This window comes from Mesorhizobium sp. M0174, assembly GCF_040322275.1.
In the GTDB taxonomy this organism is placed as follows: Bacteria; Pseudomonadota; Alphaproteobacteria; order Rhizobiales; family Rhizobiaceae; genus Mesorhizobium.
In genome coordinates, this window is the sequence record NZ_JAMYTB010000002.1 from 169,772 (window position 1) to 183,664 (window position 13,893).

The following is a 13,893-nucleotide window of genomic DNA, read 5'->3' on the forward strand; positions in this document are numbered from 1 at the left end:
GGTAAGAAGGCTCGACCAGACATTGCGGAGGACGGGATGGGCAATCCCTACGAACAGGACCTCGACAGGAATCCGGCCAACCACCAGCCGCTGACGCCGCTGACCTATTTTGAGCGGGCGGCAAAAACCTTTCCCGACCAGACCGCCATCATCCATGGCCGCCAGCGCACGACCTATCGCGCTTTCTGGAAGCGCTCGCTGAGGCTTGCCTCGGCGCTGGCGAAGCGCGGTATCGGCAAGGGCGACACCGTCACCGTCATGCTGTCCAACACACCGCCGATGCTGGAGGCGCATTTCGGCGTGCCGATGACCAGGGCGGTGCTCCATTCGCTCAACACCCGCCTCGACGCCGCCGTCATTGCCTTCCAGCTCGATCATGCCGAAAGCAAGGTGCTGATCGTCGACCGCGAATTCGCCGGCGTGGTTCGGCAAGCGCTGACGCTGGCCAAGGTCAGGCCGCTGCTGATCGATTACGACGATCCCGACTATGCCGCCGATGCGCCCTATGCCAAGGGCGAGCGGATCGGCACGCTCGACTACGAGGCGTTTGTCGCCGACGGTGACGAGGATTTCGCCTGGTCGATGCCGGACGACGAATGGGACGCCATATCGCTCAACTACACCTCCGGCACCACAGGCAATCCGAAGGGCGTCGTCTGCCACCATCGCGGCGCGGCACTGATGGCCTATGCCAACACCATCCATGCCGGGATGGGCAAGCACCCGGTCTATCTGTGGACGCTGCCGATGTTCCACTGCAACGGCTGGTGCTTTCCCTGGACGCTTGCCGTGCAGGCCGGCACGCATGTCTGCCTGCGCTGGGTGCGGCCGAAGCCGATCTACGACGCCATCGCCGATCACGGCGTCACCCATCTGTGCGGTGCACCCATCGTCATGTCGGTGCTGATCAACGCCTTGGACGAGGACAAGCGGCAATTCCCGCAGACCGTCACCTTCAACACCGCCGCAGCGCCGCCGCCTGAGGCGGTGCTGTCGGGCATGGCCGATGAGGGCTTTGCCGTCACCCATCTCTACGGCCTGACCGAAACCTATGGCCCGGCCGTCGTCAACGAATGGCACGGCGAGTGGGACCGGCTGGAGAAAGGGGCGAGGGCGGCGAAGAAGGCCAGGCAAGGCGTGCGCTACGCCGCGCTCGAAGGCCTGACTGTGATGGACCCGCAGACGATGCAAGAGACGCCGGCCGACGGCGAGACCATCGGCGAGGTGATGTTCCGCGGCAACATCGTCATGAAAGGCTATCTCAAGAACCGCAAGGCGAGCGACGAGGCCTTTGCCGGCGGCTGGTTCCATTCGGGCGACCTCGGCGTCATGCATCCGGACGGCTACATCCAGCTCAAGGACCGTTCCAAGGACATCATCATCTCCGGCGGCGAAAACATCTCCTCGATCGAGGTCGAGGAGGCGCTGTACAAGCATCCCGCAGTCGGCTCCTGCGGCGTTGTCGCTAGATACGACGACAAATGGGGCGAGGTGCCAGTCGCCTATGTCGAGCTGAAGCCGGGCAAGGCGGCGACCGAGGCGGAGGTAATCGAGCACTGCCGCGCGCTGCTCGCCCGCTTCAAGGTGCCGAAAGCGGTGATCTTCGCGGAAATCCCGAAGACTTCGACGGGCAAGATCCAGAAGTTCCGGCTGCGGGAGATGGCAAAGCAGCCTTAGGGCCTGATCCGAAAACGGAACCGATTTCGGAAAGCATCTTTTCAAGATCCTTCGCAAAAAAACACGGGGCGGCGTTGCAGGCGCGCCCGGCGGAAACCACATGCGTTTCGTGGGCCAACTCCGTCGGGGGATGTCACCATCTGTCACTAGTAGCCAAAATCGTGCCTTGACAGGTGATGGTTTTCAATTTACGAGTGACGAAATTCTAAATTCGTCAGTCGTAAATTTGGCCAACGAGATGCTTGAAACCCTAGACACCACCGCCGATTCCGCCCGCCAGGAAAATGTCACGCGCATCCTGGATTGCGCGGAGCGATTGTTCCGCCACTACGGCTACGGCAAGACCAACGTCGCCGACATTGCGCGCGAACTCGGCATGTCGACTGCCAACATCTACCGCTTCTTCGCCTCCAAGGTGGAAATCCATCAGGCGGTTTGCGGCCGTATGCTCGAGACCTGCTACCGGTTGAGCTACGAAGCCTGCCATGGTTCCGGCACCGCCAGCGAAAAGCTCCGCCGCTACGTGCATACGCACTATCAGTGGACGCTGGAAACCATGATCGACCAGGAGAAGGTGCACGAGATGGTCATCGTCGCCATCGAGCGCGACTGGCATGTCATCGAAAAGCACATCGACCGCATCCACGACCTGGTCGCTGACGTGATCCGCGAGGGCATCGCCACCGGCGAGTTCGTCGATCAGGATCCGGTAGTCGCTTCCCGGTGTTTCGGTGCTGCCATTATCAGCCTCTCTCATCCACAGATGATGGCCCAGTGCCTCGCCAAGAAGAACCGGGCGACGCCGGACGAGCTTACCGAGTTTGCCATCAGAGCCTTGAAGAAATGACCATTGCCGCCCGTCGGGCGGTGATGTCGGCAATTCATCTCCACAATTCGGGAGTACGAAAAGTGTCTTTGTCCAAGTCCATCACCTACAGGCGACCGGCCGCCGGCCTGGCACTGATTGTCGTTGCCGCTCTCGGCCTCGCCGGCTGCTCGCAGGAGAAAGCCGAGGTCACCGAGATCATCCGCCCGGTCAAGGTGGTCGAGATCGCCAAGGCAAGCGATACCCGTCAGCTTTCCTATTCCGGATCGGTGCGCGCCCGCACCGAGATGAATCTCGGCTTTCGCATCAACGGCAAGATCACCGAGCGCCTTGTCGACATCGGTGACCGCGTCAAGCCGGGCGACGTTCTCGCCCGCATCGATCCCACCGACTACGAGCTTTCGGTGAGAAGCTCTCAGGCCAGCCTCGATGCTGCCGACCGTCAGGTCGAGACAGTCGAGCTTACGCGCAAGCGGGCCGAACAACTCTACGCCAAGAATTTCGCGCCGAAGTCGCAGCTCGAGCAGGCGACGCTCAGCTACAATCAGGCGGTCGCCACGCGCGACTCCGCCCGCTCGCAGCTTGCCCAGGCACAGAACCAGGTCCGCTATACCGATCTCAAGGCGGACAAGAACGGCATCGTCACATCAGTTGCCGCCGATGTCGGCCAGGTGGTCGGCTCCGGGACACCGGTGGTGACCGTTGCCATCGACGGCGAGAAGGAAGTCCTGATCGCTGTTCCGGAAACCGATATCGCCGAATTCAAGCCGGGCAAGACCGTCAAGGCTGGCTTCTGGTCCGATGAGGCGCTGACGCTCGACGGCAAGGTCCGCGAAGTCGCCGGCAGCGCCGATCCGCAGTCGCGCACCTTTGCCGTTCGCGTCAGCCTGCCCAACGATCCTCGCGTGCTGCTAGGCATGACCGCCTCCATCGAAGCCGCGGCGGACAACCGGCAGCAGCTGGTGTCGATCCCGCTGGCCGCGTTGGCGCAAAAGGACAGCCAATCGATCGTCTGGACAGTCGACCGCAACGGCGGGACCGTCCATGCGCATCCGGTCAAGGTCGCCGCCTTCACCCCCGACGGCGTCAGTGTCGCCGATGGGCTGAAGCCGGGTGACGTCGTCGTCGCCGCCGGCACGCAGTTCATGACCGAGAATCTGAAAGTCAAGCTGACCGGTGATGCGGCGCAACAGTCGGCGTCGGCCGATGACGCTGCAAGGCGCTTGCGCTGACGGCCAGGCAATTCACGGTTTCCGGGCGGCAGGCGCCCCCGATTTTCGAGATCTCAGGTCGATGTAACCCCCACGTCGATCCTCGCGTCCCACCGCGATGTAGATCTCTCAACTCGGAAAGCCACGCCGCCCGGAAGCCCACATCGGAAGTTCCTTGGGCATGCGAAAGCGCGTGCTCTGTTGATCAAATTGAAACGGACTGACGCCGATGACCATCGACACCAATGAAAAGCGGTCTTTCAATCTTTCGCGCTGGGCAATCGGCCATCCGAGCATTGCCCGCTTCCTGTTCGGGCTGATCATCGTCGCCGGTGCACTCGGCCTGATGCGCATGGGCCAGAAGGAAGACCCCGATTTCACCTTCCGCGTCATGGTCGTCCAGGCGATCTGGCCAGGCTCCTCGATCAAGGAGATGGAGGACCAGGTCGTCAACAAGATCGAGCGCAAGCTGCAGGAAACGCCGCACCTCGATTTCGTCCGCTCCTACACCCGCGCCGGCAGCGCCATCATCACCTTGCAGGTCAAGGGCGACACCAATCCGGCGCAGGTCGCCGATGCTTTCTATCAGGTGCGCAAGAAGGTCGGCGATATCGCCAATGAGCTGCCGCAAGGGCTGCTCGGGCCCTACTTCAATGACGAATTCGGCGACACGTTCATCACCCTGCATTCGATCAGCGGCGACGGCTACAGCTATCCCGAGCTGAAGAAATTCGCCATCCAGGCGCGTGACATGCTGCTGACGACGCCCGGTGTCGAGAAGGCCGTGATCATCGGCGACCAGCCGGAAAAGCTCTACATCGACGTTTCATCCAAGGTGCTTGCCGAACGCGGCCTGACGTTGACCGACCTGCAGAATGCGATCCAAGGCCAGAACAATGTCGACCCGGCAGGTTCGGTCGACACCGGCCAGCGTTCGGTGCGCATTTCGGTCGAGGGCGATGTCACCAGGGCGGCCGACATCCGCGAGCTTCGCCTGCGCGCCGGCAACCAGGTGACGCGCCTCGGCGACATCGCCACCGTGACCTCCGGCCTCGAGGATCCGTACCAGCGCAAATACCGTTTCAACGGTCACGACAGCGTCCAGCTCGGCGTCGTCATGGCCAAGGGCTTCAACGTCACCGACGTCGGCAAGGACGTCGAAGCGACCTATAAGCGCTTCGAAGAGGCGCTGCCCTATGGCGTTTCGGTCGATCAGATTTCCGACCAGCCGCATGTCGTGAAGGAGGCTGTGAGCGAGTTCATGGAAGCGCTCGGCGAAGCGCTGCTGATCGTGCTTTTCGTATCGTTCCTGTCGATCGGCTGGCGCTCGGGCCTGGTGATCGCGATCGTCATTCCGCTGGTCCTGGCCGCCACGTTCGCCATCATGTACGAGCTCGGCATCGACCTGCAGCGCATTTCGCTCGGCGCGCTGATCATCGCCCTTGGCCTCCTGGTCGACGACGCGATGATCGTCGTCGAAATGATGGAGCGAAAGCTCGAGGAAGGCTTGGTCAAGGTCGAGGCGGCGAGCTTCGCCTATTCCTCGACCGCCTTCCCGATGCTGACCGGCACGCTGATCACCACGGCCGGCTTCATCCCCGTCGGTTTCGCGGCCTCGACCGCCGGCGAATATGTGCGCACCCTGTTTTACGTCGTCGGCATCGCGCTGGTCGTGTCCTGGTTCGCGGCGGTCTATTTCACGCCATGGCTCGGCCACATGATCCTGAAGCAGCGCAAGCACGCCGGCAACCATCACGATGTCTTCGACACGCGCTTCTACCGCCGTCTTCGCTCGACCGTTGCATGGGCGGTGCGCCACCGCATCATCGTCCTGGTGATGACGCTGATGACGTTTGCCACCAGCCTGTGGGCGTTCCAGTTCATCCCGCAGAATTTCTTCCCGCAATCGTCGCGCCCGGAAATCCTTGTCGACCTCTGGCTGCCGGAAGGCACCAGCATCAAGGAAGTCGAGACCCAGGCCAAGGCGCTCGAAGCCAGGATGATGGACGACAAGGACAAGCGCTTCATCGCCACCTATGTCGGCGAAGGCGCGCCGCGCTTCTTCCTGCCGCTCGACCAGCAGCTTCGCAACCCGAATTTCGCCCAGCTTCTGGTGATGGCCAATGACGAACCGGCCCGCGAGCGGCTGATTGTCAAGCTGCGCACCATCCTGGCCAATGATTTCCCATCGATCCGCGCCAAGGTCGACCGCCTGTTCCTTGGTCCGCCGACCGGCTGGCCGGTGCAGATGCGCGTCATGGGTCCGGATCGCCAGGAGGTGCGCCGCATCGCCGACGAGGTGAAGGCGAAGTTCCAGGCAAATCCGCTGCTCGGCGCCATCCACGACGACTGGCTGGAGCCGGTGCCGACGATGAAGCTGGTGATCGACCAGGATCGCGCCCGTGCGCTCGGCGTCACCTCGCAGCGCATCCGCCAGACGCTGCAGGCGGCCATGTCGGGAGCGCCGCTCGATGACTTCCGCGACGGCGAGGAGACGGTTTCGATCGTCGCCCGTGAGCCGGAGGCAAGCCGTCACCTGCTGTCGGCGGTCGACTCCGTCTACATCCCGACCGATTTCGGCGGCTCCGTGCCGCTGTCGCAGGTCGCCAAGGTGGTCCCGGTGCTGGAGCAAGGCGTCGAATGGCGGCGCGACCGCTTGCCGACCATCAGCGTACGCGCCACGCTTCCGGACGGCGTGCAGCCGAACGATGTCGCCATGAAGATGTACAGCGACATGCAGGGCCTGCGCGCCAGCCTCGCACCCGGCTACAAGATCGAGATCCAGGGCGGCGCCGAGGATGCGGCCGAAAGCCAGGCCTCGATTGCGGCGAAAGCGCCGATCATGCTGGCCGTCATCGTCGTGCTGCTGATGATCCAGCTGCAGCATTTCGGCAAGGCCATGCTGGTGCTGGCGACCGGTCCGCTCGGCATCATCGGCGCGGCGGCGGCACTTTTGATCAGCGGCGCGCCGTTCGGCTTCGTCGCCATCCTCGGTGTCATCGCCCTGCTCGGCATCATCATGCGCAACTCGATCATCCTGGTCGATCAGATCGACCAGGACATCGCCGCCGGCGTGGAGCGTTCCGAGGCCATCATCGGCTCGGCGGTGCGCCGGTTCCGGCCGATCGTGCTGACGGCGCTGACGGCGGTGCTGGCGCTGATCCCGATCTCGCGTGGCGTCTTCTGGGGGCCGCTCGCCTACGCCATGATGGGCGGCATTCTCGTCGCCACGGTGCTGACCATCCTTGTCCTGCCGGCAGCCTATGCGCTGTTCTTCGGCAGGGAGCCCAAGAAGGTGGTGGAGCAGCCGGCCGAGACGGAAGAAAAGAACGAAAGGCCGCAACTGGCCCTGGCGGCCGAATAGCGGTCGAGCGAACGTCTTCCATAGATAACCCCGCCGAGGCGGGGTTATCAGGGTCGGGTCAGGCCGCAATCAGTTCGTACGGCCGAGCATCGTTATTCATTTTCTGTATTTTGATCGGTTGCTCGTCCGCGGTAGGAACGCTCCGACGCGACAACTCATCGATTCCCGCGTCAACAGGCAGCCCCAGCTTTTCGATTGCCAAACGACGCACCAGGGCCTCAGCCGAGCTGTCAATGTCGATTTCGTTGCGCTCCCATCGGCCAATCGACTGCTTGTCACGGTGGACCATGGCGGCCAATTCAGCTTGGGTCAGACCCATTTCGGAGCGCAGGAAACGAAGCTCGTCCCCGCTCATGCCCTTGGCATGGCTTACGATCCCAAGCGCGATTACTTGATGCAGTTCATTCACAGCAGGAATCGTGATGATGTCGTCGCCATCGTCATCCACCTCAACGGCGATGCCTTCGATGTAAACGTTGAGCAGACCGCTTTCTGTGTAGTGGTGTGCGTTATTCATCAGCTTCAACTCCAATTATCGAGCCCGCTTTTCGCTCGAACTCATCGATCCACATAACCGAAATAACTTTGACGAGACATCCGTTCTTGGAAGGGATGGATAACGACCCCGATGGATCGACTCCCGCTGTTCGGTGTCTTGCACTCCACGCGATAACGGAAATGACCCGGCCGGGTTGCGGGCACAGGTGGTTGGTACACATTTCCAAACTTGAGCGCATGCAGCACATCAGACATGATCAAGCCGCGTTCGGAAAGCCGATCCTGCGCATGCAGCTTGTACGAGATGTTTAGTTTCAGATTTCTCGCGATAGATCTTATTTCAATCGTCGCACGGCCGGCATCCCAAGGTTGCGTGATCGTCACAAATCCCCCTTCTATGGCATTCCTTCCGGTGCTTCATCTATCATGGTGATACCTACATAAGTGCTGAACGTCAATAAACAAGCGGCATGCCATTGACGCCCGTTGGGTGGTGACAAATTCGCTACCGAACACAGGACGACACCGCTATTAAGACTAGCGCGTGGTTGGAGGACAGTCATGACCATAGCTCAGACAAAGGCACCGCTGCGGCTGCCGATCGACGGGCGCCATCGCCGGATGTTCATCGGCGGCGGCTGGGTCGATGCCCGCTCCGGTCGGACCACGGAGAGCCGCAATCCCGCCACCGGCGCGGTCATCGCCACGGTGCCGCGCGCCGACCGCCAGGACATCGACTTGGCGGTGACTGCTGCGCGCAAGGCGTTCGAGGGCCCGTGGAGCCGGTTCAAGCCTTATGAGCGCCAGGTGCTGCTGCTGAGGATCGCCGACCTCTTCGAAAAGCACTGGGAAGAGATCAGCCGCTCCGACACCACCGACATGGGCATGCCGATCATACGCACCCGCGCCAATCGCAACCGGGTCATCGGCATGCTGCGCTACTATGCCGGCATGGCGACGGCGCTGCACGGCGAGACGATCGACAACTCGCTGCCCGGCGAAATCGTCTCTTTCACCCGCAAGGAGCCGGTCGGCGTCGTCGGCGCCATCATTCCCTGGAACGCGCCAACGGCGGCGTCGATCTGGAAGATCGGCCCGGCGCTGGCGACCGGCTGCACCATCGTGCTGAAACCATCGGAAGAGGCGCCGCTGACGCCGCTTTTGATCGCCGACATCATGAACGAGGCCGGCGTTCCGGAAGGCGTCGTCAACATCGTCACCGGCACCGGCACCGAGGCAGGTGCCGCACTCGCCGAGCATATGGGCGTCGACAAGATCGTCTTCACCGGCTCGACGGCGACCGGCCAGTCGATCGTGCGGGCCTCGGCCGGCAATCTCAAGCGCGTCTCGCTGGAGCTCGGCGGCAAGTCGCCGGTCATCGTCTGCGCCGATGCCGATCTCGACAAGGCGGTGCCGGTGGCGGCGATGTCGGTGTTCGCCAATTCCGGCCAGATCTGCATCGCCGGTTCGCGCCTTTTCGTCGAACGGCCCGTCCATGACGAGTTCGTCGAGCGGCTCGCGGCATACGCCAAGGGTCTCAGGGTCGGCGACGGCATCGACCCGGCGACCGAGATCGGTCCGCTCGTCTCCGAAAAGCAGCTGCAACGGGTCACCGGTTACCTCGAGGCCGGCACCGCGGAAGGGGCGAAACTCGTCACCGGAGGCACCCGGCTTGTGGAAGGCGCGCTTGGCGCCGGCAATTTCGTCGCGCCGACCGTCTTTGCCGGCGTCTCGGACGACATGAAGATCGCCCGTGAGGAGATCTTCGGGCCGGTAATTTCAGCCTTGCCGTTCGATACGCTGGACGAGGCAGTCGAGCGGGCCAACAACACGCCTTACGGCCTGGCTGCAGGGGTCTTCACCCAAAATCTCGCCACCGCCCACCAGCTGTCGCGCAAGATCCGCGCCGGCTCGGTCTGGGTCAATACCTATCACGCCATCGATCCGGCCGTGCCCTTCGGCGGCTACAAGATGAGCGGCTACGGCCGCGAGGGCGGCGCCGAGCACCTCGCCGAATATCTTAACACCAAGGGCGTGTTCATCAAGATCGATTGATCGGTCCGCCGCCCGCACAAAAAATGCTCCCCGACGCCGGTTTTGCAAAACAGAATTCCTTCCCATGGCCGCAAAGCCATCCCATGCTCGAGCAATTGGAGCGTTACGCTCGTCGTCATCGGTGCATTTTTCCATGGCAGAAAATCGACAATTGCGGCTTGGCGCTTTCATGCGGCCCGTCAGCCTTCATACCGGCGCCTGGCGCTACCCGGGCGCCTATCCCGACGCCAACTTCAATTTCGCGCATCTCAAGCACTTCGCGCAAAGGCTGGAAGCGGCAAAGTTCGACGCCTTCTTCATGGCCGACCACCTGGCCGTGCTCAACATGCCGATCGAGGCGCTGCGGCGCAGCCACACGGTCACGTCCTTCGAGCCGTTCACGCTGTTGTCGGCGCTTGCCGCCGTCACCGATCGTATCGGGCTGATCGCAACCGCCTCGACGACGTTCGACGCGCCGTACCACATCGCCCGTCGTTTCGCCTCTCTCGACCATATCAGCGGCGGGCGCGCCGGCTGGAATATCGTCACCACATCCAATCCCGACGCCGCGCTGAATTTCGGCCTCGACGAGCATGTCGAGCACGACGAGCGCTATCGCCGGGCGCGGGAGTTTTACGATGTCGTCACCGGCCTGTGGGACAGTTTTGTCGACGATGCCTTCATCCGCGACGCCGAAAGCGGGCTCTATTTCGATCCGGCGAAGCTGCATGTGCTCGACCATAAGGGCGAATATCTTTCGGTGCGGGGACCGCTCAATATCGCGCGGCCGGTGCAGGGCTGGCCGGTCATCGTGCAGGCCGGCGCGTCGGAGGCCGGACGGCAGCTCGCGGCGGAAACGGCCGAGGTGATCTTCGCCGCCCATGCCGATCTCGCCTCGGGGCAGCGCTTCTTTGCCGACGTCAAGAAACGTGCGCAAAAACTTGGCCGGTCGCGCGACGACATCAAGATCCTGCCCGGCGCCTTCGTCATTGTCGGCGAGACCGTCGAGGAGGCGCAGACGAAGCGGGCCAAGCTCGACAGCCTCGTCTACTACGAGAGCGGCGTCGCCTCGCTGTCGATCGCGCTCGGCCACGACGCGTCGCGGTTCGATCCGGATTCAGTCTTGCCCGAAATCCCGGAAAGCAACGCCAGCAAGAGCGGCCGCGAGCGCGTCATCGAACTGGCGCGCAAGGAAAACCTGACCGTCAGGCAGCTTGCGCAGCGGCTGGGCGGCTATTCCGGTCTTGCCTTCGTCGGCACTTCGAAAACCATCGCCGACGAGATGGAGGAATGGCTGGTCACCGAAGGCTCGGACGGGTTCAACGTCATGTTCCCCTATCTTCCCGCCGGATTGGATGATTTCGTCGAGAAAATCGTGCCCGAATTGCAGCGGCGCGGCATTTTCAGGAGCGAATACGAAGGATCGACCCTGCGCGAAAATCTTGGCCTGAAGCGGCCGCCAAACCGGTTCTTCCAACCTGAGACGGCAGCGATCCGCAAAGCTGGCTAGAACCGGTAATGATTTTAGACCGTGGCAAGCATCCGTTCTTTTCGTTCGGCCCGAATGTCCATAGGGTCAGCAGCGGGCTGGCAGCCCGAAATCATCGCGAGGGCTTTGCATCATGACCAATCCGGCCGTTGTCGGTTTCTCAGGCAATTTCACCCGGCCGTCCAAGACGCGCGGCTTCGTCGATCGTATCGTGAACGAGGTAGCCGGCAGATATGGCCTGGCCGCCAGCACGCATGACGTCGTCGACCTCGGCCCCAGCCTCGGTGGCGCCAAATGGGCGCGTGAACTGGATGCGCAAGCGGGCGATATCCTCAAGCGCGTCGTCGCGGCGGACGTGCTCGTCGTTGGCTCGCCCACCTACAAGGGCAGCTATACCGGCCTGTTCAAACACTTCTTCGATCTTGTCGACCCAACGGCGCTCAGGGGCAAGCCGGTGGTGCTGCTGGCGACCGGCGGCGGCGACCGGCATGCGCTGATCATCGAGCACCAGCTGAGACCGCTGTTCGGCTTCTTCGAGGCCTTTACGCTGCCGACCGCGATCTACGCTTCGGACAGGGATTTCATCGACGGCGTGCTTGCGTCCGAGACGATCCAGGCGCGCGTCGGACAGGTCCTCGAGGATATCGGTGCAGCGCTTGGCGGTCGCTCCCGCGCCGGCACCGCTGCCGAATAGCCCCTAAAAAGAAAAACCCGCCTCAGCGGCGGGTCTCGGGGCGAATCAGCACCATACCAAAATTATTAGCATAGCTGCCGGCACAAAGCAAGAACAAAATGCAGGAATCGAGCGCGCCTTGCGTGCCCGATCCCTCAACGCAGCCGTCAGATGACGAACAGCCAGTTGGCGAGCAGCATCACCACGACGCCGGCGACCAGCGTCAGATAGGGCAGCATCCCCGCCTTTTTCACCGCAAGGTCGGACGAGCTCATGCCGAGATCGGCCAGCATGTGGTCGGGGAATTTGCCCTTGTCCTGGATGTAGTGCCGGAAGCAGAACACCGGGATGATCAAGGCTGCCGTGATCAGCCCGGCCCACAATGCCATCGGGTTCCAGACCTTGGCGCCGGCGCCCATGAAGACCGCGTTGACGTAGGCAAAGATGGCGCCGAGGCCGAGCAGCCAGCTCGGCGCCCTCCATGGCCGCGCGATGTGGCCATTGTCGATGCGGTGGATCCAGCCGGCATTGAGGTTAAGGAAGTTGAAGATGATGTAGCCGCAATTCGACACGGCGAGGATGAAGAAGAAGCTTGTTGCGTCGGCCGAGGCGATGGCCAGCACGATCAGGTTGAAGATCAGGTCGGTCCACATCGCCCGCGTCGGGGCGCCGTGCTCGTTGACATGGCTGAGATAGCGCGGCAGCCAGCCGTCGACCGAGCCTTGATAGAGCGTGCGCGAGGAGCCGGCCATCGCCGTCATGATGCAGAGCACCAGCGCCAGGATCATCAGCATCACCAGCAGGCTGTGGATCAGCTGTCCGCCGCCGACCATACCGGCCAGCGCATCGGCAACGCCGGAGCCGTCGACGATCGGCGTCGCCAGCATGCCGTTCAAGCCGAGCACGCCCTGGAAGGTGAACGGCACCAGGATGAACAGCAGCATGCACAACAGGCCGGAATAGAAGATCGCCTTGAAGGTATCGGTGCCCGGGTTTTTGAACTCGGAGGTGTAGCAGACCGCGGTCTCGAAGCCGTAGGTCGACCACGCCGCGATGAACATGCCGCCGAGCACCAGCGTCCAGCCGGCGATGTTCCACGCGCCGGGCTCCGGCGCATAGGCTGCCGCGAGCGGCACCAGCGGCGAGAAGTTTGCCCAGTTGATCTGGCCGGTGACGATCGGCACCGCGCCGACGATCAGCATCGGGATGATGACCAGCAGGCCGATATATTTCTGCACGTTGGCCGTGCCCAGGATGCCGCGATGCTGGATCGAGAAGATGATCAGCATCAGCACCGCGCCGATGAAGAAGGTGGCGTTGAAGGTGAAGGAAACCGGGCCAAGCGTGTGACCGTAGAGCGTCCAGTTACGGATCGCCGGCGTCGCCGCCGCGGTGACCGCGGTGATGGCGTCGGCGGCGCTGGTTCCGGCATGGGCCGCGATATAGGCGGCGACCTCCGGCGACGTGTCGGTGAACAGCGGCACCGGCGCCAGTGCGTTGAGGATATAGGCGGCGGCGATCGAGCAGCCGAGCGACAGCACCGGCGACCAGGCGAACCAGTTGCACCACACCGAAAGCGGCGCGATGAATTTCGAATAGCGCAGCCACGCGGTGGCGCCGTAGACCGAGGCGCCGCCGGATTTGTTCGGGAACAGCCCGGCGATCTCCGCATAGGTGAAGGACTGCAGGAAGCCCATGACCATGGATACGGCCCAGATCAGGAAGGCCAGTGTTCCGGTGGTGCCGGCGATGCCGCCGATCGAAAACAAGACAAGGGCCGGAACGCCGCTTGCCACCCAGAAGGCGCCGCGCCAATCGATGTTCCGGTGCAGCTGCCCTTCGGCAGGCGGCACCAAGGTGGTGACTATCGTGCTCATTTACGTGGATTCCCCATTTTTGATGTTCCCCATCGGCAACAGCCGCAATCTCGCGAGGCGTCATCGACGCTCACGTTGAACGGCCCCAGGCGTTTTCCGCTCAGTAGTATTTTTTTCTTAGCAGTGAAGATTGACCCAAGGCGCTTTCACGTCAAGTGGTTTGTGACGCTGTGCACATTGCGTTTGTGAAACAGTCGAGCTTCGCTGGCGCTGCCAACGGGTGCGGTCTTTCTCCCCTTGTTGT

10 protein-coding genes are annotated in these 13,893 nt (G+C 62.6%); 7 read left to right on the plus strand and 3 right to left on the minus strand.

The window, feature by feature from the left end:
- Nucleotides 1-36: 36 nt before the first annotated feature.
- From NKJ13_RS04305 to NKJ13_RS04320, 4 genes are all read left to right on the plus strand, one after another.
- Nucleotides 37-1,677, plus strand: coding sequence for an acyl-CoA synthetase (locus NKJ13_RS04305; RefSeq protein WP_352738532.1), 1,641 nt, complete (start codon nt 37-39; stop codon nt 1,675-1,677).
- Between the two features lie 238 nt (nt 1,678-1,915).
- Nucleotides 1,916-2,524: a TetR/AcrR family transcriptional regulator gene (locus NKJ13_RS04310; RefSeq protein ID WP_352542219.1), complete on the plus strand. Its 609-nt coding sequence runs from the start codon at nt 1,916-1,918 to the stop codon at nt 2,522-2,524.
- 62 nt (nt 2,525-2,586) lie between these two features.
- Nucleotides 2,587-3,735, plus strand: a complete 1,149-nt coding sequence (locus tag NKJ13_RS04315) for an efflux RND transporter periplasmic adaptor subunit (RefSeq protein ID WP_352680435.1) — start codon at nt 2,587-2,589, stop codon at nt 3,733-3,735.
- A 208-nt stretch (nt 3,736-3,943) separates the two neighbouring features.
- Nucleotides 3,944-7,078 carry an efflux RND transporter permease subunit gene (locus tag NKJ13_RS04320; protein WP_352472294.1) on the plus strand — a complete coding sequence of 1,045 codons (3,135 nt, stop codon included), beginning with the start codon at nt 3,944-3,946 and terminating at the stop codon, nt 7,076-7,078.
- 58 nt (nt 7,079-7,136) lie between these two features.
- On the opposite strand, the gene NKJ13_RS04325 is transcribed toward NKJ13_RS04320, so the two are convergent.
- Together NKJ13_RS04325 and NKJ13_RS04330 are read right to left on the minus strand one after the other, a co-directional pair.
- The gene (locus NKJ13_RS04325; protein ID WP_352455217.1) at nt 7,137-7,595 is read right to left on the minus strand and encodes a helix-turn-helix domain-containing protein; all 459 of its coding nucleotides are present in this window, start codon (nt 7,593-7,595) and stop codon (nt 7,137-7,139) included.
- Nucleotides 7,596-7,636: 41 nt separating this feature from the next.
- Nucleotides 7,637-7,960 (minus strand): DUF4258 domain-containing protein, encoded by a 324-nt coding sequence (locus NKJ13_RS04330; RefSeq protein ID WP_352738534.1) that lies wholly within the window; start codon nt 7,958-7,960, stop codon nt 7,637-7,639.
- Nucleotides 7,961-8,137: 177 nt separating this feature from the next.
- Here NKJ13_RS04330 and NKJ13_RS04335 point away from each other — a divergent pair, with 177 nt between their 5' ends.
- From NKJ13_RS04335 to msuE, 3 genes are all read left to right on the plus strand, one after another.
- Nucleotides 8,138-9,631: an aldehyde dehydrogenase family protein gene (locus NKJ13_RS04335; protein WP_352472296.1), complete on the plus strand. Its 1,494-nt coding sequence runs from the start codon at nt 8,138-8,140 to the stop codon at nt 9,629-9,631.
- Between the two features lie 133 nt (nt 9,632-9,764).
- Complete coding sequence (locus NKJ13_RS04340) at nt 9,765-11,120, plus strand: LLM class flavin-dependent oxidoreductase (protein ID WP_352738537.1); 1,356 nt, start codon at nt 9,765-9,767, stop codon at nt 11,118-11,120.
- Between the two features lie 112 nt (nt 11,121-11,232).
- Complete coding sequence (gene msuE / locus NKJ13_RS04345; protein WP_352455213.1) at nt 11,233-11,793, plus strand: FMN reductase; 561 nt, start codon at nt 11,233-11,235, stop codon at nt 11,791-11,793.
- Between the two features lie 146 nt (nt 11,794-11,939).
- Here msuE and NKJ13_RS04350 read toward each other — a convergent pair whose 3' ends face one another.
- Nucleotides 11,940-13,649, minus strand: coding sequence for a trimethylamine N-oxide permease (locus NKJ13_RS04350; protein ID WP_352738539.1), 1,710 nt, complete (start codon nt 13,647-13,649; stop codon nt 11,940-11,942).
- Nucleotides 13,650-13,893: the final 244 nt, after the last annotated feature.